This window comes from Actinorhabdospora filicis, from assembly GCF_030269765.1.
Taxonomy (GTDB): domain Bacteria; phylum Actinomycetota; class Actinomycetes; order Mycobacteriales; family Micromonosporaceae; genus Actinorhabdospora; species Actinorhabdospora filicis.
Window position 1 is genome coordinate 50,505 of record NZ_BSTX01000004.1, and the last position, 20,078, is coordinate 70,582.

14 protein-coding genes are annotated in these 20,078 nt (G+C 71.4%); 3 read left to right on the forward strand and 11 right to left on the reverse strand.

Annotation, left to right across the window (positions count from 1 at the left end; all coding sequences use genetic code 11):
* Positions 1 to 1,239: a sugar ABC transporter substrate-binding protein gene (locus tag QSK10_RS25225; RefSeq protein ID WP_285665471.1), complete on the reverse strand. Its 1,239-nt coding sequence runs from the start codon at positions 1,237 to 1,239 to the stop codon at positions 1 to 3.
* Between the two features lie 147 nt (positions 1,240 to 1,386).
* On the opposite strand from QSK10_RS25225, the gene QSK10_RS25230 reads away from it, so the two are divergent.
* The gene (locus QSK10_RS25230; RefSeq protein ID WP_285665472.1) at positions 1,387 to 2,388 is read left to right on the forward strand and encodes a LacI family DNA-binding transcriptional regulator; all 1,002 of its coding nucleotides are present in this window, start codon (positions 1,387 to 1,389) and stop codon (positions 2,386 to 2,388) included.
* A 24-nt stretch (positions 2,389 to 2,412) separates the two neighbouring features.
* Complete coding sequence (locus QSK10_RS25235; protein WP_285665473.1) at positions 2,413 to 3,963, forward strand: glycoside hydrolase family 13 protein; 1,551 nt, start codon at positions 2,413 to 2,415, stop codon at positions 3,961 to 3,963.
* A 14-nt stretch (positions 3,964 to 3,977) separates the two neighbouring features.
* On the opposite strand, the gene QSK10_RS25240 is transcribed toward QSK10_RS25235, so the two are convergent.
* The 7 genes from QSK10_RS25240 to QSK10_RS25270 all read right to left on the reverse strand — a co-directional run bounded on the left by QSK10_RS25240 (position 3,978) and on the right by QSK10_RS25270 (position 14,884).
* On the reverse strand, positions 3,978 to 7,364 hold the full coding sequence (locus QSK10_RS25240; RefSeq protein ID WP_285665474.1) for an NACHT domain-containing protein: 3,387 nt from the start codon (positions 7,362 to 7,364) through the stop codon (positions 3,978 to 3,980).
* 69 nt (positions 7,365 to 7,433) lie between these two features.
* Positions 7,434 to 8,864: an MFS transporter gene (locus QSK10_RS25245; protein ID WP_285665475.1), complete on the reverse strand. Its 1,431-nt coding sequence runs from the start codon at positions 8,862 to 8,864 to the stop codon at positions 7,434 to 7,436.
* 212 nt (positions 8,865 to 9,076) lie between these two features.
* Entirely contained in the window at positions 9,077 to 10,939 is a 1,863-nt protein-coding gene (locus QSK10_RS25250) for a DUF6345 domain-containing protein (RefSeq protein WP_285665476.1), read from the reverse strand.
* Positions 10,940 to 11,172: 233 nt separating this feature from the next.
* On the reverse strand, positions 11,173 to 12,687 hold the full coding sequence (locus QSK10_RS25255; RefSeq protein ID WP_285665477.1) for a COG1361 family protein: 1,515 nt from the start codon (positions 12,685 to 12,687) through the stop codon (positions 11,173 to 11,175).
* Between the two features lie 115 nt (positions 12,688 to 12,802).
* Complete coding sequence (locus QSK10_RS25260; protein ID WP_285665479.1) at positions 12,803 to 13,468, reverse strand: maleylpyruvate isomerase family mycothiol-dependent enzyme; 666 nt, start codon at positions 13,466 to 13,468, stop codon at positions 12,803 to 12,805.
* Between the two features lie 33 nt (positions 13,469 to 13,501).
* Positions 13,502 to 14,164, reverse strand: a complete 663-nt coding sequence (locus QSK10_RS25265; RefSeq protein WP_285665481.1) for an SDR family oxidoreductase — start codon at positions 14,162 to 14,164, stop codon at positions 13,502 to 13,504.
* 18 nt (positions 14,165 to 14,182) lie between these two features.
* Positions 14,183 to 14,884 carry a TetR/AcrR family transcriptional regulator gene (locus tag QSK10_RS25270; RefSeq protein ID WP_285665483.1) on the reverse strand — a complete coding sequence of 234 codons (702 nt, stop codon included), beginning with the start codon at positions 14,882 to 14,884 and terminating at the stop codon, positions 14,183 to 14,185.
* A 92-nt stretch (positions 14,885 to 14,976) separates the two neighbouring features.
* Here QSK10_RS25270 and QSK10_RS25275 point away from each other — a divergent pair, with 92 nt between their 5' ends.
* The gene (locus QSK10_RS25275) at positions 14,977 to 15,675 is read left to right on the forward strand and encodes a DUF2306 domain-containing protein (RefSeq protein ID WP_285665486.1); all 699 of its coding nucleotides are present in this window, start codon (positions 14,977 to 14,979) and stop codon (positions 15,673 to 15,675) included.
* A 25-nt stretch (positions 15,676 to 15,700) separates the two neighbouring features.
* Here QSK10_RS25275 and QSK10_RS25280 read toward each other — a convergent pair whose 3' ends face one another.
* Genes QSK10_RS25280 through QSK10_RS25290 form a run of 3 tightly spaced genes read right to left on the reverse strand, consistent with a single transcriptional unit; the run spans position 15,701 to position 19,867 of the window.
* Positions 15,701 to 16,477 (reverse strand): class I SAM-dependent methyltransferase, encoded by a 777-nt coding sequence (locus tag QSK10_RS25280; protein ID WP_285665488.1) that lies wholly within the window; start codon positions 16,475 to 16,477, stop codon positions 15,701 to 15,703.
* Positions 16,478 to 16,517: 40 nt separating this feature from the next.
* Positions 16,518 to 17,027 (reverse strand): hypothetical protein, encoded by a 510-nt coding sequence (locus tag QSK10_RS25285; protein ID WP_285665489.1) that lies wholly within the window; start codon positions 17,025 to 17,027, stop codon positions 16,518 to 16,520.
* Positions 17,024 to 19,867 (reverse strand): AfsR/SARP family transcriptional regulator, encoded by a 2,844-nt coding sequence (locus tag QSK10_RS25290; RefSeq protein WP_285665490.1) that lies wholly within the window; start codon positions 19,865 to 19,867, stop codon positions 17,024 to 17,026. The genes QSK10_RS25285 and QSK10_RS25290 overlap by 4 nt, the downstream gene beginning before the upstream one ends.
* Positions 19,868 to 20,078: the final 211 nt, after the last annotated feature.

Consider the following 20,078-nt stretch of genomic DNA (forward strand, 5'->3'; position numbering starts at 1 on the left):
CTACTTCTTGATGGCCCCGGAGATGGCGGTGGCCGCGCCGTTCACCGTCTCCGTCACGTCGGATCCGCCCACGATGGCGGCCTCCGCCTTGCCGAAGGGGTCCCACACGGCCGACATCTCGGGGATCGACGGCAGCGGCTTCGCGCCCGCGCCGGCGGCCTGGAACTTGGCGATGTCGGGGTCGGCGGCCTTGACCTCGTCGAACGCGGCGGTCAGCGCCGGGGGACGCGGGTCGGCGGTGTAGAGGGCCTTGGCCAGGTCCTTGCCGGTGACGTAGTTGGTCACGAACTCCTGCGCGACCGCCTTGTGCTTGCCCTTGGCGGCGACGAAGAAGCTCTGCACGCCCAGGAACGGGGTGGCCTTGTCCATGCCCTTGAAACCGGGGATGGGGGTGATGTCGTACTTGATGCCCGACTTCTTCACGTCCGCGATCGCCCACGGGCCCGAGACCAGGTAGGCGGTCTTCTTGGAGGTGAACAGCGGGGTGGAGTTCTCCGAGCCGATCGAGGTCTTGAGGACCCCGTCCTTGCCGAGCGCGGAGATCTTCTCGAAGGCCTTCACCGACTCCGGCTTGCCCACGCCCAGGTCGGCGGGGTCGTAGTCGCCATTGGCCTTCTCGCCGAAGAGGTAACCGCCGGCGGAGGCGTAGAGCGGGTAGGCGTGGTACGCGTCGCCGTTCTGGCCGACCTGGAGCGACAGCAGCTCCTCGGTCTTGCCGTCCTGCTTGAGCTTCTTGGCGTCGGCGACCAGGTCCTCGAAGGTCGCGGGGGCCTCGGGCGCCAGCTCGGTGTTGCGGATGAGCGCCAGGTTCTCCATGGCGTAGGGCGCGCCGTAGATCTGCCCGTTGTAGCTGACGGCCTTGAGGGCGTCGGCGTTGAAACCGGCCTTCTGCGGGTCGGTCAGCTGGACGGGGTCGATCGCGCCGTTCTGCACGAGGTTGCCGATCCAGTCGTGGGCGCCCACGACGACGTCCGGGGCGTTGTCGCCCTGGGACGCGGTGACGAAGTTGGCCTGGAGGTCCTTGGAGACCGCCTCGACCTTGACGGTGACGCCCAGTTCCTTCTCGAACTGCGCCTTGAAGGACTCCAGCACCGGCGCCCGCTTGTCGTCGGCCCAGATGACCAGGCCGGGCTCCTTGGCGGACGCGTCGTCGCCCTTCTTGTCGTCGCCCGCGCCGCACGCGCTGACCGCCAGGGTCAGCATGGCGGCCACGGCGACGCCCACGATCTTCGCGCGCATCGTCTGTCTCTCCGTTGAGGGGGTCGGTCACCGCTGGGGGACCGGTGACCTAGGGTTCTGTCGCCGAACGTTAGCAAGAGATTTCATAGATCGAAAGAGATTGCAAGAACTTTGTTTTCGCGTTTCATAGCGGTTACAGTGCCGGGTATGCGTACGCGACTGGCCGACATAGCCCTGCAGGCCGGGGTCAGCGAGGCCACCGTCTCGCGCGTCCTCAATGACAAGCCGGGCGTGCGGACCGAGACCCGGCAGGCCGTCCTGACGGCCCTCGACGTGCTCGGATACGAGCGTCCGCCCCAGCTCAGGCGCCACTCGGCCGGTCTCGTCGGCCTGGTCATCCCCGAGCTGGAGAACCCGATCTTCCCCGCCATGGCGCAGACCATCGGCAGCGCGCTCGCGGCGGTCGGCTACACCCCCGTCCTGTGCACACAATCACCCGGCGGCGTTCCCGAGGACGAATACGTCGACATGCTGCTCGACCGCAATGTTTCGGGCATCATGTTCGTCTCGGGCCTGCACGCCGACAGCAGCGCCGGCCACGAGCGCTACCACAAGCTCGCCGACCGGGGCCTGCCGATGGTGTTCATCACCGGCTACGTGCACGGCCTGCCCGCGCCCTGCTTCTCCTGCGATGACGCCGCCGCCGCGCGCATGGCCGTGTCCCACCTGGCCGCCCTCGGCCACGAGCGCATCGGCCTGACCTCCGGTCCCGAGCGCTTCATCCCCGTCCAGCGCAAGATCGTCGGCTATCGCGACGCGATCCGCCGCTTCGGCGGCGACGAGATGATCGAGCTGTCCATGTTCGGCGCCGAAGGCGGCCACGCCGCCGCCCTGCGCCTCATCGACCGGGGCGCCACCGCGATCCTCTGCGGCTCCGACCTGATGGCCCTGGGCGCGATCCGCGCCTGCCGCGAGCGCGGCCTGTCCGTCCCCGGCGACATCTCCGTGGTCGGCTACGACGACTCGCCGCTGATCGCCTACACCGACCCGCCGCTCACGACGCTGCGCCAGCCCGTCCGGCAAATGGCCCTGGCGGCCGTGCACGCCCTCGTCGACGAGATCAACGGCCAGGCCGCGCCCCACTCCGAGTACCTGTTCTCGCCCGAACTCGTGGTCCGCGCCTCCACCGGCGCCGCCACCCGACCGTAGTTACCCCCGGAAGGACGACCCCTCGTGACCATCGGCAAGGAATGGTGGCGCAACGCCGTCATCTACCAGGTGTACCCCCGCAGCTTCGCCGACGGGAACGGCGACGGCACCGGCGACCTGATCGGCGTCCGCGACCGCGTCCCGTACCTGGCCCGCCTGGGCGTGGACGCGATCTGGCTGTCGCCGTTCTACACCTCGCCCCTGGCCGACGGCGGTTACGACGTCGCCGACTTCCGCGACGTCGACCCCCGCTTCGGCACCCTCGCCGACTTCGACGCGATGCTGACCGCCGCCCATGAGGCCGGCATCAAGGTCATCGTCGACATCGTCCCGAACCACTCCTCCTCGGCACACGAGTGGTTCCAGGCGGCCCTCGCGGCCGGGCCCGGCTCTCCCGAGCGTGAGCGCTATATCTTCCGGGACTCCCCTTCAAAGAGCGGCCCCGACGGCCCCCCGAACGACTGGCAGTCGGTCTTCCACGGCTCCGCCTGGACCCAGGTCGACGATGGTCAGTGGTATCTCCACCTCTTCGACTCCTCGCAGCCCGACTTCAACTGGGAGAATCCCGAGGTCCGTGAGGAGTTCCTGGGCGTCCTGCGCTTCTGGCTCGACCGCGGCGTCGACGGCTTCCGCGTGGACGTCGCCCACGGCCTGATGAAGGAGCCCGGCCTCCCCGCCATCGGCACACCGCAGAGCATCGAGATGCTCGGGACGACGAAGTCGCCCTACTTCGACGTCGACACCGTCCACGAGATCTACCGCGACTGGCGTCCCGTCCTCGACTCCTACCCCGGCGACCGCATGGCCGTCGCCGAGGCCTGGGTGGAGTCGCCCGAGCGCCGCGTGATGTACGTGCGTCCCGACGAGCTGCACCAGGCCTTCAACTTCGACCTGCTGATGGCCGAGTTCACCGCCGCCGACTTCCGCAAGGTCATCGACGCCGAACTCGCCATCAACGCCTCCGTGTCCGCATCGGCCACCTGGGTCCTGTCCAACCACGACCGCCCCCGCCACGTCACCCGGTACGGCGACGGCGCCCTCGGCCTGGCCCGCGCCCGCGCGGCGACCCTGCTGATGCTGGCCCTGCCCGGTTCCGCCTACGTCTACCAGGGCGAGGAGCTCGGCCTCAACGAGGTCCTCGACCTGCCCGAGGACGTCTTGGACGACCCGACCTGGAAGCGCTCCGGCGGCACCGACCGCGGCCGCGACGGCTGCCGCGTCCCGCTGCCCTGGGCGTCCACCGGGTCCTCGCTCGGTTTCGGTGCGGGCGGCTCCTGGCTGCCCCAGCCCCCGGCCTGGGCGGCGATCTCGGCCGAGGCGCAGGACGGCGTGGAAGGGTCCACTTTGGAGCTCTACCGCGCGGCGATCAAGGCCCGGCACGAGAACCCGGCGGGTGAGTCGATCGAGTGGCTGCCGGAGACGGACGGCGATGTCCTCTCCTTCAGCAACGGATCGGTGCGCGTGACGGCGAACTTCGGATCCACGCCGGTGCCCTTCACCGGGGACGCGATCGTGTCCTCGGCGCCCATTGTGGACGGAATGCTTCCGGCGAACGCGACGGCGTGGTCGCGTTAGTCCTTCGGGAAATGTCAGCCCTCCTGGGAAGTAGGGACCGCGGGGTCTCCGGGACAACCGGGGACCCCGCAGGTTTTGGTGCCGGGGCGGGCGAAGGAGAGGTGGGCGAGCACGGCGGCCACCCGGGCACGGGCCTCCGGGGTGAGTTCGTTGCTCGTGAGGTATTCGCGCAGGGCGGCGATAGCGGGGTCGCGGAGGTCGGCTTTCAGGTAGCGGCGCACGGCCATGTTGGGTTGGTCGTATTCGATCTGTGGATCGGCGAGGGCTTCGGGAAGGTGGGTTGCACCCTCGCTCGTCACGGTGTCGTCCCACCAGATGAACGTGCTGCCGAGCACGGCCCGACGCCGGAGCGCGGGTGTCAGTCGCGACAGTGGCAGGCCCTGTGCGACCAGGTTCGCGACTCGGTTGTGGATGTCGTCGGCCGGTCCGGAGATCGACGACGCAATGGCGTGCGCGAGATCGGGATCGGCCGTGATCAGTGCGCTGGCCAGGCGCAGGCGGGAGTCGTCGGAGAGGGACTCCCATCGCTCGCGGGCCAGGTCGATCGCCTCATCCGGAGCACCGGCGTTGATGAGTGTCTCCAGGGCATCGATGAAGGGCTCGGGCCCGGCTCCCACGACGGCCCGGCGCGCGAGATCGGCGGCCAGCTCCGCCCGGCCCTGAGCCAACGCGGCTTCGGCGAGTGCCGCGAGAAGCTCGGCGTTCTCGGGATGCCGTGCCAGCAGGCGGCCGAAGACCGCAGGGCCTTCTTCGTCGATCTGTGACCAGAGACCAGCGGCTTCGGCGACGGTGGCCGGCGGGGTGCTGTCCACTGCCAGAAGCCCGGAGATGAGACCGGCGGCCTGCCTCGACGCACCGGCCCGATGCAACGCGGTCGCGATCGAAAGGAGTGTCTGCACCGACATGGAGTCCCGTGCGGTGGCGGCCCGGACGATCGCGTCGGGGTCGCCTCCGGCGGCCGACCAGGCCCGGCAGGCGGCTCCGACCTCATCGGAACTGGCCGCCGGATCGGCGGCGACTCCTTCGGCGACCCTCTCGGCGAGGTCGTGGTGCCCGGCTTCGTTGAGTCCAATGGCGAGGTAGGTGCGGGCACCGGGCTCGGCCGGCCGTTCCAGCAGCGGCTCCAGGCCCGCGCGTCCGCGCAGACGCACGGTGATCACCGCCAGCTCTTCGAGGTAGCTCGTGGTCGGGCCGATGACGGCCATGACCGCGTCGAGCAGCCGATCGGCGTCCTCGGTCGCACCGAGATCGCACATCTGCTGGAGAGCGGCGCACATCGTCGCCTCGTCATGCTCCGCGATGGCCTGGTCGACGCACTCCTCCAAGAGACGCAGGGCTCGCGCGATGTCACGGCCGGGCAGGTCCTCGGCCATGGCCTTGGCGATGGGCACGCGGACCGCGATCGGAGCGTGCGGAAGCAGGCCGGTCAGCTCGGTGGCCACCGAGCCGAAGTCGGTGATCCGGCCGAGAGCGAGCAGCGCCTGGACACGCCGGTCGACGGGAAGCTCGCCGTGATCGGCGAGCCGCCGCAGCCGCCGCGCGGCGATCTGGTTGCCGTACAACCCTCCCAGCACGTCGAAGAACACGACGTCCTCGGTGAGGGCGTGCCGGACGGCCTTGTCGATCACCGCGCCGGTGACCTCTTCGCCGAGGTCGAGGCCCTCTCCGATGAGCTGCACCGCCAGACGCCGCCGCTCGTCGGCGAGCAGCAGCGAACGCAGATCGCCGCCGTGCAGCCGGTGCCAGGACAGCACCGTGAACAGCAGCAGGTTGTCATCGCGGTCCTTGTTCTCCCGGACCCACGCGGTCACCGCCTCGGGATCGGGCCCGATGGCGGCGGCGAAACCCAGTCCCGACAGGTATTCGGCGAAGGAGTGGTGCAGGAAGCGCACGTCCTCGTCGTCCTGCACGAACAACCCCGTCGCGGTGAGCTGCCGCCGGGCGGCCTTCTCGTAGACCTCGCGGTGACCCGAACCGGTCCAGTTCTCCGCGATCCATTCGGCCGCCGACGCCAGCAGCGGCTCGTCCTGGATGCGCGCCCGGCCCAGGCGCTCGATGAGGTGCGCGCGCTGCTCGTGCAGCCACACGTCCAGCTCGCCCCGGGCCTCCGAGCGTCGTCCACTGTAGTCATCGTCGATGAGGTAGCGGACGACCGTGCGGTACAGATCCAGGCGGTTGGTGGGCAGTGCCCTCCCGGGGTCGCGGGTGCTGACCACGGCTGCGATGGTGGCCAGCAAAGGGTTCCGGACGAGTTCGCGCAGCCTGCTGTCCTGTACCTGGTGCAGGTAGCGGTCGGCGTGTGCCTTCCAGTGGTCCTGGGAGTGCGACAGGTTCTGCGCGCCGAACCAGTTGGCGGCGAAGGTCTCCAGGTCCTCGCGCCGGAACGGCACCATCTCGTAGGCCCCGACGCTCTCACCGCGCAGGGGCGCCAGTTCGGCGCTCTCCAGCATCCGCGTCCCGATGACGAACCGGTACTGCTCGCTGACCCGCGCGTGATGCGCGAGGGTGCCGATCAGCTCGCGCCGGGCCTCGGCGTCGGTGATCTCGTCGAGGCCGTCGACGAAGACCAGCCAGCGCACTCCGTGCACCCTCCCGCGCAGCAGTTCGGGCGAGAAGCTGGACATGAGCCGCGAGCCGAGGGTCTTGCGGACGGCTTCGGCGAGCTCCTCGTCCCAGGGCCGTCCGCCGGTGAGGTGGCGGGCGAGTACCCGCAGCGGCATCACCGGTGTCCGGACGGCGCAGTCGCGCGGGGACAGGTCGCCCAGCCAGATCCGGGACAGCAGTTCGGTCGTGTAGTACGAGAACGTGGTCTTGCCGCTGCCGGCCTCGCCGGTCAGGAGCAGGTGGGTGCTCCGGTTGAGGGCGTCGAAGGCGGAGGTGTTCTCCACGGTGGCCGCGACGGGCTTCTTCTCGCGGAAGCGCTTCGGCCGGTCCTGCGGTGGTGGTGCCTCCATCCGCGCCTGAACCCGTTGCCGCACATAGATCGTGGTCAGCGCGGGCGCGTTCACCGCCAGCTCGCGGTAGGGCAGCAGCCGGGCCTCCTGCCGCTGGGCCTGGAGGAGCCGTTCCACGTCGGGGTCCAGGATCTGCGGGATCAGGTGCCAGGAGTCGATCCGGGAGGCCTCGCGGGCTTCTTTGGCGGCCGCGAGCTGGATGGCCTCGGCGGCCCGTCGCCAGAGCCATTCGCCGGTCTCGCGGTCATCGAGGGTGAGGCCGATCATCCGGATGAGCTCCAGGTCCACCGTCCCCTCGGCGGCGTGCAGCCGGTAGATCTTGGCGCGCATCATCGTGAAGTACTCGGTGGACGCGACGAACTGCCCGACCCCGTCGTACCCCTCGCGCTCCAAGGCTCCGGCGAACCAGTGCGCCAGTGGCTCCAGCTCAGGGATCACGTCACCCATGCCGTCCACGGTAACGAAAAGGCGGCCGTCCCCTTTGGAGGGATGGCCGCCCGGCCGGATTCGCTTCGACTACACCGCCAGGGCCACCGCCTCGGTCGCGGTTTCGACCCGGCGCTTGTGCAGCAGCCGCGCCAGGCCCGCTCCCAGCAGCGTCACCGCTCCCGCCGCGAAGGCCGCCGTCGACAGTCCCGAGGCGATGTCGGACGCCGGAGCCGCGCCGTGGACGTCGATCCCGCTGTTGGCCACCGCGACCAGCACCGCCAGGATCACCGCGCCGCCGATGAACTGGGCGGTGGAGGCCATGGCCCCGGCCACGCCCTGTCGGTCGGCGTCCACTTCGGACCCGGCGGTCATGAAGATCGGCGGGAACGCGGTCCCGGCGCCCAGGCCCCAGAGGGCGATGCCGGGCAGGAGCGTCCAGTAGGAGCCCTCGGCGGCCATCGCGGTGCCGAGGACGGCGAAGGAGGCGGCGACGCCGATCATGCCGATGGTGATGGACGCCCGGGTCCCGTGGCGGCGGACGATGGCGGGGGCGATCTTGGACGCGGCGAGCATCGAGAGCATGGACAGCGGCAGGAAGGCCAGGCCGGCCCGCAGGGTCGGGAGGCCGAGGACGTTCTGGATGTAGCCGGTGAACAGGTAGTACTCGGTGCCGATGACGCCCATGAAGATGAACACCACGGCCATCGCCACGACCAGGGACCGCTTGCGCAGCAGGCCGAGCGGCATCAGCGGGGAGGCCGAGCGGCGCTCGATCCACACGAAGACCGCTAGGAGCGCGGCTCCGGCCAGCAGGGCGCCCAGGCCGTTGACGCTCACCCAGCCGTGCTCGGGGCCGGAGACCAGCCCGAAGACGAGGAGGGTCGCGCCGATGGTCGCCACGATCGCGCCGGGGACGTCGAATCCCTTCCGCGAGGCGGTGACCGGGCCGTCGGCGTTCAGGAGGCGGGGTGTGGCCAGCAGGGCGAGGGCGATCACCGGGACATTCACGAACAGCACCCACTCCCAGCCCAGGAAGCTGGTCAGCACGCCACCGCCGAGGGCGCCGACGGCCGCGCCGGAGCTGCCGGCCATGGACCACACCGTGAAGGCGCGGACGCGGTCCTTCTCGCCGAACTCGGTGTTGATCAGCCGCAGCACCGCCGGGGTCAGCAGCGCGCCGCCGAGGCCCTGGACGGCCCGCGCGGCGATGAGGACGCCGGGGGTGGGCGCGAGTCCGCCGACCAGGGACGCCAGCCCGAACAGCGCCAGCCCGGCGGCGAAGACCCGCCGCGCGCCGAGGCGGTCGGCGGCGCGTCCGCCGAACAGGAGCAGGCCGCCGGTGGCGACGGTGTAGGCGGAGATGACCCACTGGAGGTTCTGGGACGTGAAGCCCAGCTCGCGCCCGATGGAGGGCAGGGCCACGAAGACGATGTCGAAGTCGACGGCGATGAGGAACTGGCTGGCCGCGAGGAGGGCCAGGCGCAGGCCCGTCCGGTCGCAGGTGGGGATGGTGGTCATGGCTGGTCCTCGGTCTCGGCCGGTGCCCTTGGGGCACTTTCTGTAACAGGGATGACCGTAGGTGTCCGAGGGGCGGGGGCGTAAGAAGGCAGATTTTTGTGACTCCGGCACAGCGATGTGTCCGTCCTGGTAGACGGCTCGCACTGTGACCGGGGACACGCGGGCGGCCCCGGTCGGTGGGACCGGGGCCGCGATGGGAGGAGGGATGAAGGTCAGACGGTTCCGGTGATGGACCACCAGATGCCGGTCGGCTGGATGTCGGGTCCGGTCGGGCCCTGTCCCCAGTAGTAGTCATTGATGTTGGTGACCCAGTTGCGGGCCACGGGACCGAAGGAGCGGTAGACCACGCCGTGCGGTTCCTTCAGGATCGCCATGGTCGCCCAGGCGCGCTGGACGGTGTAGGCCGGACGCAGCGTCCACCACAGCCAGCGGATCGGGAACAGGTAGCTGGCGAAGGTGCCGCCGGTGCCGCCGCCGACGCAGTAGGCGTTGGTGTGGAAGCCGTTCATCATGTGCAGGCCCTTGAAGGACCGGCCCCAGCGGCTGACGAAGTCGTAGGGGCTGCCCACGCCGCGCAGGACCTGGCAGGACTCCAGTTGCAGCCACTCCAGGTTGTAGGTGTCGCCCCACTTGGCGTCGTAGGGGGTGATGTTGTGGTCGGTCACGTTGCTCTTGAAGGTGAACGAGTAGGGCGAGCCGTGGCCGGTGTACCACTGGATGTCCACTGTGTCCACGTACCGGTTGTCCCAGCCGCCGCCGACGGTCGGGTCGCGGAAGTCGATCTCCCACGCGTTGTAGCCGCGCCAGTCGAAGGCGACCGTCTGGCCCTTGGACAGCATCACGTTGCGGAACCCGTTGGCCGAGTCCTGCGCGCACTGCCATTCGTCCACCGTGTTCTCGATGCCGGCGGTGCCGAGGGCGAAGGAACCGCCGCCGGGCGAGGACAGCCCGGTGAACTGGCCGTCGGTGTCGGCCGGGACCGACAGGGAGGCCACCAGGCCGTTGGCGTCGGTGACTTCGAGCGAGACCGTCTCGGTCTTGGCCGCGGTGTCGCGCGGGACGCGCTTGTAGGACACCGACTGGCCGGTGTTGCTGGACAGCACCGTCGTCGAGGAGCCCCAGCGGAAGGTGTAGGGCGCCGTCCCGCCGGAGACGCTGGCCGCGCCGGAGACGGTGTCGCCCTGGCGGTTGAGGCTGACCTTGAAGGTGGGCCCGCCGCCGGTGATCGCCGGGACGGTCTTCGGGGCCTGCGTGCCGTCGGAGTTGTCCACCGGGCTGCACTGGTACTGCGGCAGGACCTCGGTCACGGTGCCCTTGCCGTCGGCCTGGCGGGAGCTCAGTTCGGGACTGAGGTAGCTGAGCACGGGCGTGTTCTGCGCGGCGCCGCCGTAGACGGCCGCGCAGGCGCGCTGCGCCTCGTCGGCGGTGATGATCGCGACCTGACGTCCGGCCGCCAGCCGCCGCAGCGACTCCGAGAGCTCGGTGATCGTGCCGTCGGGGGCGAACGTGACGCGCAGACTGGCGCCCTGGCCCGCCAGCGGCAGGTTGCCCAGGACCGCGTCGAAGCTGACCGTGGTGTCGATCGGGTAGGAGCCGATGACCTTCCCGGCGTCGTCGGACAGCGTGAACGTGGAGTGCGTGACGCGCGGCTTGAGCGTCAGGCCCTCGCTCTTGAGCGCGATGTCGGCCAGCTTCTGCGCCCGGGCGAGCGCCTGCGCGTCCGGCAGCGGCTTGATCGCCTTGACCGCGTCGAGGTCGACGGCCTCGTCCTGGGTGGCGTTGCCGCCCTCGTCCTTGCCGGAACCGACGACCTTGTGCGGGACGTACTGGAACTTGTCATTGTCGGCATAGGAGAACGCGCCGTTCGGGTACAGCGCGTTGCCGATGCCGAACGTGTCGGCGAGTCGCTGGCCGTCGGCGACCGTCAGTCCCTCCTGGACCACGGAGTAGACGGTGGCGGTGAGCGCGGTCGGGGCCGCCTGCCCGGTCTGCGCCAGCGATGCCACCAGGATCGCCGCGGTCAGCCCGGCTAAGCCGAGTTTGGCCGGAGAGTGCTTGTGGGCTAAGGGTTTCATTGCATCCCCCATCGAAGGGTATCGATGTTGTCGAGGGGGACGATACGCACGGCATCCGGCCGGTCACCGTTGGCGCGGGCAGCCGGTGGGGCATGGGGGCGGGTCGAAAGGGCAGCGCTATTCACAAATAGGGGGATTCGCACGGTGACGGTGGGTGAACTTCCCGCCGTGGCGCGAGGTGCCGGTACGTCCACTGTGTACGGCCCGGGACCTTGGTCCCGGGCCGTGTCACGTCAGTCCTCGACCGAGCCGTAGAAGGCCGGGTTGCCGCGACGGCGGAAGCGCCGCAGCGCGAAGAAGCCGCCCACCGCCAGCACGGCGCCCGCGCCCGCGATGAGGGCGGTGTTCACGCCGGTCTTCGCCAGGCCGCCACCGGTGCCCGACTCGGCGCCCTCGAAGGCGATGACGGCGGTGTTGTCGGAGGTGGAGGTCTCCTTGGCGGCCTGGGACTCGCCGTGCCAGCCGTAGCCGACCGCGACCTCGCCCTTCTCGGCCAGGTCGACCTTCTTCACGTTCACCTCGACGGCGAATTCGGCCTTGCCGCCCGCCTTGAGCTCGATGTCGACACCGCAGACGACGTCGCCGCGACGGTCGCCGCCGTTGCCCTCGGCCCACCGGGTGCAGCCTTCGGGCAGCGACACCGGCTCCACGCCCTTGGGGAGCGTGAACCACAGCGCGGTCAGCGGGCCGCCGCTGCGGCCGTCCCACACGGTGGCGGGACCGTTGTTGGCCACGGTGAGCGTCACCGTGGTGCGCCCGGTCTTGGCGGGAAGCGTCGCGCCACGGGCGACGAAGTTCGCCTTGTTCACGCCGGTGACCTGGAAGAGGTTCCCCTCCCAGAAGGAGCCCTCGCCGTCGAAGACGAGCTGCCCGGGCGCGTCGGCGGGCGCGGAAGCCGCCCCGACGACGCTCAGTTCGGGGCCGGTGCCCGTGGTCGGGAGACCGTAGTCCTCGGTGCTCCAGTGCACCCAGGTGTCGATCCCGCCCGGCGCGAAGACGTCGGCGCTCACCGTGTAGGTGAACGGGGCGGAGAGCCGGTAGGTCTCACCGGGCTTCAGGGCGACCGGAAAGCGGCAGGTCACCGAGTAGGGGCTGACACCGCAGTTGGAGTACCCGCCCTTCGGGGTCAGACCGATGAACCGCAGGTGGAGCACGGGGTTGTAGATGGTGTGCTCGCCGGTGTTGGTGACGGTGACGCCGAAGCTCACCTCGTCGCCGATGGCGACATCACCGCCCGGCGCCTCGCCGATGCCGAACCGGACCGGCTCGGCGACGGTGAACGAGCGCTCGCCGGAGGCCGCGGTCGCGCCGTCACCGGCGATCGCGACCTTGATCGAGCCCGTGCCGGTCACCCCGTCGAAGGGGGTGAAGCTCAGGTCGGGGTCCCAGTCCCAGGTCAGGGTGCCGTCGGAGTACTTGACGTCACCGATGGCGCAGGTCCACACCGCCCCGGCGGCCTCACAGGCGTCCCGGCCGCTGTCGGTGAGCTTGAACGAGCCGAGATCGGCCAGGCCCGAGGCGTCCACGGTCATCACGACGTCTCCGATGACACCGCTGCCGGTGGTGTCGGCACTCCAGAAGAAGTCGTCCTCGAAGGTTCCCGAACCGGTCTCGATCCGGATGTCGTCGGTCTGCACGCTCAGGGTGGCCGTGCCGGCCGCCTGCGCGGGGGAGGCGAACACCGCGAGGGCGGTGACCGTCCCGGCCGCCGTCAGGCACGCGGCACGGCGAAGGGTATCGCGAAGCAAAGGGGCACTCCATGGTGAAAGGGCACACCGCGCCGGGCACGGCACGGTACTCGGATCACGCGTGGGGGCCGATCCCGGTTGCGGCCCGGGCGCATCGTGACCGGGCCGTGATCGGCTACTCCGTCAGGTCCTTCTCTGGCATCTCGAAAGCGTGCAGCCGCTCGATCACCCCACCCGCGTCCCCGTCCCACCCCATCCCCAGGAACTGCGCCCGGCTGCGGCGGCCCATCAGCGCGCGGGCCAGCTCGTACGGGTCGGCGGTCAGGCGCAGGGACGGGGTGCCGGAGCCGATGGTCCAGCTGGCCAGGCCCGAGTCGAGGACGACGGTGGGCAGCTCGGGTGCCCACTTGTGGTTGAGGTATCCGGCGGTGAGGTCGGCCGACCAGGTGCAGGCTTCGGGGGAGCGGTCGGCGGGGATCGTGAGGGCCCCGGCGATGTCGTTGCGGTGGGTCCAGGCGTCCTGGGCCATGAGGAGGCCCTTGCCGTCGGCGAGGATCGCGTCGATGGCGGGGCCGCCGGCGTCCCACTCCGCGCAGATCTCGGCGAGGGTGAGGTCGGCGCGGTCGGCGACCTGGCGGGCGGTCCAGTCGGGGGACGCCTTGCCGCGCAGGGTCCCGGTGCGGACGTCGGTGCAGATCCCGGCCAGGTGGGCGTAGGTGTCCTTGACGGTCCAGCCGGGCAGGGCGGGGACGGGGGTCAGCTGCGCCCGGATGTCCAGTGTGGACGCCAGGTCGATGAGGCCGCGGCGGGCGGTGGCGTACATCTCTACGGCAGTCGTCATAGCGCGTAACTTAACGACCATTAGGTCGCAATGCTATGTGCCGTTCGCCACGGCGTCGACGGCGTCCTGTACCGGCAGGTCACCGGAGGTGAGCTCCAGGGTGAGCCCGGCGGTGGCGGGACTCTCCAGAATGGACAGCAGGACGGCGGCCACGTCGGCGCGGGGCACCGAGCCGCGCGGGACCGACGGCAGCAAGTGGACGCGCCCGGTCGGGGGGTCGTCGGTGAGCGCGCCGGGGCGCAGGACCGTCCAGTCCAGGTCGCGGGCGCGCAGGTCGTCCTCGGCGGCGGTCTTGGCGCGCAGGTAGGCGGCGAAGATGTCGTCGGTGCCGGGCGGCGGTTCGGCACCGGCGCCCATCGAGGAGATCTGCACGAAACGGCGCACTGAAGCCCGGTCGCAGGCCTCGGCCAGCAGCGCCGAGGCGGCGCGGTCGACGCTGTCCTTGCGCTCGGCGCCCGAACCGGGCCCGGCACCGGCGGCGAAGACCACCGCGTCGGCGCCGGCGAGGAACTCGGCGACGGTCATCGCGTTCGCCTTCTCCAGGTCGCACAGGACGCCCTTGGCCCCGGCCTCGGCGAGGTCGTCGAGGTGGTCGGGGTCGCGGACGAGCCCGACGGCGACGTGCCCGTGCTCCGACAGCAGCCGCTCCAGCAGCAGGGCGATCTTCCCGTGGCCTCCGGCGATGACGACGCGCATGAGGTCACCTTCGCACAATCAGGCGGCCCGGATGAACGATTCCACGCCGTCCAGCAGCAGCGAGAGCCCGAACAGGAACCGCTCCTCGGCGTCGCCGGGCGCGGGCGGGGCGGTGAAGTCGATGGCGTCCATGACGGCCATGAGCTGCGGGAAGTCCCCGGCGCGACCGCGCTCGCGGAGCATCTCGGGGGTGAACATCGGCCGCCGGGCCTGGTCCTCCTCCGCGATCTGGTCGCCGACCACGCCCCGGACCTGCGCGTTGACCACCAGCAGGACCAGGAAGCGCAGCTCGGGCGGCAGGGGCATCGAGGACGCCGCGCTCAGCCCCGCCTCCAGCCAGCCCAGCTCGCGCGGGCCCATGACGCGCGGCCGCGTGACGACGTCCAGCAGCCACTGGTGGCGGAAGAACGTCCGGTGCAGCGCCAGCGCCCACCCCGTGACCGCCTCGCGCCACTCGCCGGGGAACCCGGGCGCGGCGCCGACGGCGGTGTCGATCATGAGCGCGATCAGCTCGTCCTTGCCGGGGACGTAGCGGTACAGCGACATCGTGCCCGCGCTCAGGCGCTTGGCCAGCGCGGGCATGGTGAGCGCGCCGATGCCCTCGGCGTCGGCGAGGGCGATGGCCTCGGCGGTGATCTGCTCCAGGCTCAGGCCGGGGCGGGGGCCGCGCGCCGGGGGGCGCGCGCCGTCCCACAGCAGGCCGGTCATGGCGTCGCTCATGCGGGCATCCTACGGGCTTGCGGAGTTACTGCGTATGACATACGCTGCATCCGTCTAATAGTGCGTATCCAATACGCAATTTGGGGGTCGTGATGACTTTAAGCAAGCGCTGGTGGCGGCGGCCGTGGGTCGCCCCGATGTTCGTGGTCATGGTGGCGTTCCTGGCGTTCTCACTGCCGCCCTACCTGATGGGCGGCTCGCGGCTGCCCCTGCGTGAGGGATTCGCCGCGCACAAGATCCTGCTCGACGTCCACATCGGATTCGGCATGATCGCGCTGATCGCCTGCGGATTCCAGGTGTGGCCGTGGTTCCGGGGCAAGTACCCCAAGGCGCACAAGATCATGGGCCGCGTCTACGTGCTCGGCGGCGTCCTGCCCGCCGGGCTCATGGCGCTGGTGGTCTCGGTGACCGCGCTGACCGGACCCGTCGGCCGCATCGGCAACGTGATGCTGTCGCTGCTGTGGCTGTTCATGACCTTCCGCGGCTACAAGTCGGCCCGCCGCAGGCAGTTCGGCGACCACCGCCGGTGGATGATCCGCAGCTTCGCGCTGTGCACGTCCATCGTCCTCAACCGGGTCTGGATCATCCTGCTGCTCATCGGTCTGCAGCCGTGGCTCGACACTCACTACGGCGGCAGCATGGACGCCCTGATCGGCGACGCCGCCCAGGCCTCGATCTGGCTGTCCTGGACGGTGAACCTAGCGCTGGCCGAATGGTGGCTGGACAAGGGGAAGGGCAAGGCCCGCGAGAAGCGCGGCGCGGTCCGCGAGACCGTCGGCGCCGCGAACTGAAACCGGGTGCCGGGACGGACCCCGCTCAGCGCTTGACGGCCGCCAGCCACCAGCGGCCGGGCTCGCGCAGCGGCAGCGGTCCGTCCCGCTCGATGCGCGCCTGGATCTCCGTCCACGGCCCGCTCGCCGGATCGAAGCCCGGGAACACCCACCCGGTGAGCCGCACGTACCAGATCAGCGGCGCCACGTCGGCGAACCACGTGGTCACCGTCCCGGCGCCGCCCTCCACGGTGTACAGCCGCGCCCGCCGCAGCTGCCCTACCGCGAGGTCCCGCTCCCACCCGCTCGGCGCGGGCGGGGTGAGCCCGAGGATCCGCGCCATACGGTCGATCCACACGTCGTGCACCTGCTGGGTGACGAACACCCCGCCCGGCTTGAGAACACGGGCCACCTCACCGGCCACATAGGACTCATGGCGCGCGTTGACCACGTCGAAGGACGCGTCCCGGAACGGCAGGAACGCCGTCGGCGGCTTGTGTTGTTTGACGTTGTCCGGCGCGGCGTCGACCCACACCACCGGCACCCCCACCGGCCGCAGCCGCTTTGCCGCCACCGGGACATTCGGCGCCCACCCCTCGGTCGCCACCACCAGCGGCGGACGCGCCGGGGCGAGAAGGCGCGACAGCCACTCGCCCCCACCGGTGCCCAGGTCGAGGAGCGAGTCGGCGGTGGAGGCGAGATCGGCGACGATCGCGGGGTAGTCCCACGGGTGCTCGGTGCGCATGCGATCGCCCCAGCGGGAGAAGTCCCAGCCGGAGATGTCGGCGGTGAGGCCTTCGGTGATGAGGTCGGCGGTGGTCATGGGCGCAGGCTAGGACGCGTGCCGGGACACCGCGAGCCGCTTACGGGAGCGGGACCCGGCGGTGGTCCTCGCCAGGGGCGGCGAAGGACAACCCGTTCTCGTCGAGCGCATTGAACACCGTCACCCCGGTGTCGCCGAAGTCGAAGCGCACCGCGACGGTCCCATCGGCCAGGTACCGCCCGCCGGAGTCGAAGACCAGCAGCTCGACCGCACGAAGCACACGGCCGACGAGCGCGGTCAGACACGGCTCGGCGTCAGACCGCCACGACAAGCGCGACTCACTCCACCCGATCGGCGCGGAGACGTCGGCGAGGTTCCAGGTGACGGAGAGCTCGTCGAGCTTGAAGTGGTTCAGCTCGACGCGCTCGCCCTCGAAGTCGAAGATCACCGGGCCGTCGGGGAACCAGGCGTCACGGTCGGTGTTCCACACCAGCCACGCGGCCGTCAGGCGGCGCCCGGCCAGGGCGGCCAGGCGTTCACCGTGGTCGCGGCGTACCTCGGTGCCGGGCCGCCACACGGGCTCGTACCCGGCGATGCCGTAGAAGCTCACTCCACGTCCAGCTCCGCCAGGATCTGCCCGTACCTCCCGCGCGCGTCACTGGCCGCCGCCCGGTTCCCGCCCCGCTCGCACGACTCGATCAGCAGCCGCCAGCCCTCGTCGTGGTAGCGGTCGACGCTCACGCACCGCTCCGCCGCCACCGCGGCAGCGGCCGCGTCACCCGCGGCGAGCTCCATCGACGCCAGTCCGGCGGCGGTGTCGGCGGCCGCGCGGCGCAGGTCCTCCCGCTCACGCACGACCCATTCGGCGGCGCCGTCGCCGGGCAGGAGCTCGCCGGTGTAGGCGAGCAGGACGGCCCGCAGGCCGCCGGGGGTGCGGGTGCGGCGGGACTCGGTGACCGCGCGGCGGAACTCGACGACGTCGCAGTAGCCGTCGGCGGGCAGCATCAGGCGGTAGGAGTCGCCTTCGCGGACGACGATGCGGTGCGCCCCCCGGTCCACGCCGGGTTCCAGGAGCCGCCGCAGCGAGGACACCGCCACGTGCAGGCTGTGCGTCGCCGCGGCCGGGGGCAGCGTCGGCCAGAGCGCGTCGACGAGGACGTCGCGGTGGACGGGGCTGCCGGCGTGGATGGCCAGCAGGCGCAGGAGGGCGCGGGCGCGGGGTTTGACGGCGGTGAAGTCGAGCGGGACGCCGTCGCGGAACGCCTGGAAGCCGCCCAGGCACAGGATCGCCAGGGGCGCGCGGTGCACGTGGGACGGGGTGGGCTCGGCGTCGGGGGGCGCGGCGAGCCAGCGGTCGACGAGGACCTGCGGCAGCCCGCACTCCACGGCCAGCAGCCGCGCGCGGTCCACGTACTCCACGGCGAGGGGGTCGCAGCGGGCGGCGGCGATGAGGGCGGCGACCTGGGCGCCGGGGGATCCGGCGGCGCGCGCGGTGGCGATCGCGCGGTGCGCCTCGACGTCGGCGTCGGGCAGGTGCGTGGCGACGGCGGCGAGGGCGTAGAGGGCCTGGGCCCACGATTGCAGGACCCCGGCGTCGAGGCGCCCGCAGCGGTCGACGAGCTCGGCGAGGGCGGAGGCGTCGGCGTCGGGCGATCCGGCGCGCATCAGCCAGCCGATGCCGGTGGCCACGGCCGCGCCCCAGTCGTCGCCGTCGCGCGCGCATTCCTCGCCGACGCCGACGGCGATCTTCGCCGACTGCTCGGTGCCGTCGAAGGCGACGGCGGCGCGGGCCATGCGCGCCAGCCACGGGTACTGGGCGCGTTCGGCGTCGGCGGCCAGTTCGGCCAGGCGGGCCGTGCCGGCCTCGGTGTCGGAGGTGATCAGCTCGATCGCCTGGCAGATGCGCAGGGCCAGGCCGGTGAGGTCGCCGCCGTCGGGTTCGATGGCCGCCAGGACCAGCGCGGCCTCGCCGAAGCGCCCGGTGAGGCAGTGGGCGAGGACGCGCACCAGCGGCCCGTAGGGCGCGGGGACGCGCTCGGCCTGCGCGGCCGCCATCGCCGGGTGCCGCTGGGTGGCCGCGCGCAGGCGGTTCACCCAGTGCCCGCCCTGGGGCGCGGCGGGGCCGGGCATCCACACGCTGACGCGGGAGAGGGCGGCGCGGGAGTGGGCGCGCCCGTCGTCGTCGCCGAACAGGGCGGCGCCGCGGATGAGGGTGTCGGCGGCGGCAGAGAGCTGGCCGCGGCTGAACAGGTGCTTGCCCTCGGCCAGGCGCAGCCACGGGTCCTCGGCGACCAGCCACGCGGGCAGCACGTCGCGCCACGGCTCGACGCCGTCGTCGACGATGCCCGAGCCGATGCGCGACAGCAGGCGGCGGACGGTGGTCCAGTCCTCGGCGCGCGCGTAGGCGCGGGCGGCCTCGGTGAGCGCGCCCTCCTCGACCAGCAGTTGCGCGGCGCGCGAGTGGTGGCGGCGCGCGGCCTTCTCGCCGATGCCGTCGGAGAGGGACGCGGCCAGGTGCGAGCGCAGGGCCTCGTGGTAGCGGTAGGTGCGTCCCCCGTCGGGACTGGTGGTGAACGCCTGGAGCCGCTCCAGCTCGGCGAGGTGCCGCGCGGAGTCGTGGCGGCGCAGCAGCTTGTCGCAGCGCGCGGCGGTCAGCACGTCGAAGACGCTGGTGCGGACGAGGAAGTCGCGCAGTTTCACGGGCAGCTCGGCCAGCACCGTCCGCGCCAGGTACGCGCGGACGAGCGTGGCGCGCCCGTCGAGGGCGGCCACGGCCTCGCGGCGCTCGGCGAGGGTGCGTCCCCGCGTCGACAGGTGGAACAGCTGCAACCCGGCGACCCAGCCGCCGATGCGGCGGTCGAGGGCGGCGATGTCGGCCGGCGGCAGCGGCGCGCGGTAGACGATCCGCAGCAGCTGCTCGGTCTCCCAGCTGCGGAAGCGCAGCTGCTCGGCGTCGAGGATGACCACGTCGGCCAGCTCGTGGCGGGCGAAGTTCAGCCGCGGCATCCGGCGCGCCGCCAGGATGAGGCGCAGGCGCGGCGGGAGCGTGGCGATCAGCCGGTCCAGGACCTGCTCGGCGGGTGAGTTGTCCAGGCAGTGGACGTCGTCGAGGACCAGCAGCAGCTGCTCGTCGCCGGTGGCCTCCACGGCGCGGACCAGCTCGTCCACGTCGCTCTCGTCGCGGGGCGGCGGGAGCTCGCAGGGCAGTGCCCGGCGGATGTCGGCGACCAGGCGCGCGGCGTCGGCGTGCCCCGGGCCCAGGCCCAGCCAGCCGACCGGACCACCGGTGTTGGCGCGGAAGTAGTGGGCGTAATGTGTCAGCAACGTCGTCTTGCCGAACCCGGCGGGCGCGGTGACCAGCGCCAGCGGCGCGGTCCGGACCGCGTTCAGCTGGCCGAGCAGACGGCCGCGAACCAGCCCGCTGGATTCGCGGTGCATGACGGTGTGCATCGCCCTCCTCCCTGCGCGGCCGAGCCGCCGTCCTCCCCGACAGGAATGAAGCAAGGCCGGTGGTCAACGGTCAATGGAGGGCAGCCATTGTGGACCGACCGGTCCGCTCCCGAGAGTAGCGAAATAGATACAAGATCGCCGTACCCGAACGGCCATCCAAAGCTACCGGATCGTACGCCCATCGTGCACTGGTCAATCTCCGTCGCAGTTC

Bases quoted from the DNA above. Each gene is read 5' to 3' on its own strand.
- QSK10_RS25225 (WP_285665471.1), bottom strand. From the start codon at position 1,239: ATGCGCGCGAAGATCGTGGGCGTCGCCGTGGCCGCCATGCTGACCCTG.
- QSK10_RS25230 (WP_285665472.1), top strand. From the start codon at position 1,387: ATGCGTACGCGACTGGCCGACATAGCCCTGCAGGCCGGGGTCAGCGAG.
- QSK10_RS25240 (WP_285665474.1), bottom strand. From the start codon at position 7,364: ATGGGTGACGTGATCCCTGAGCTGGAGCCACTGGCGCACTGGTTCGCC.
- QSK10_RS25245 (WP_285665475.1), bottom strand. From the start codon at position 8,864: ATGACCACCATCCCCACCTGCGACCGGACGGGCCTGCGCCTGGCCCTC.
- QSK10_RS25250 (WP_285665476.1), bottom strand. From the start codon at position 10,939: ATGAAACCCTTAGCCCACAAGCACTCTCCGGCCAAACTCGGCTTAGCC.
- QSK10_RS25260 (WP_285665479.1), bottom strand. From the start codon at position 13,468: ATGACGACTGCCGTAGAGATGTACGCCACCGCCCGCCGCGGCCTCATC.
- QSK10_RS25265 (WP_285665481.1), bottom strand. From the start codon at position 14,164: ATGCGCGTCGTCATCGCCGGAGGCCACGGGAAGATCGCCCTGCTGCTG.
- QSK10_RS25270 (WP_285665483.1), bottom strand. From the start codon at position 14,884: ATGAGCGACGCCATGACCGGCCTGCTGTGGGACGGCGCGCGCCCCCCG.
- QSK10_RS25275 (WP_285665486.1), top strand. From the start codon at position 14,977: ATGACTTTAAGCAAGCGCTGGTGGCGGCGGCCGTGGGTCGCCCCGATG.
- QSK10_RS25280 (WP_285665488.1), bottom strand. From the start codon at position 16,477: ATGACCACCGCCGACCTCATCACCGAAGGCCTCACCGCCGACATCTCC.
- QSK10_RS25290 (WP_285665490.1), bottom strand. From the start codon at position 19,867: ATGCACACCGTCATGCACCGCGAATCCAGCGGGCTGGTTCGCGGCCGT.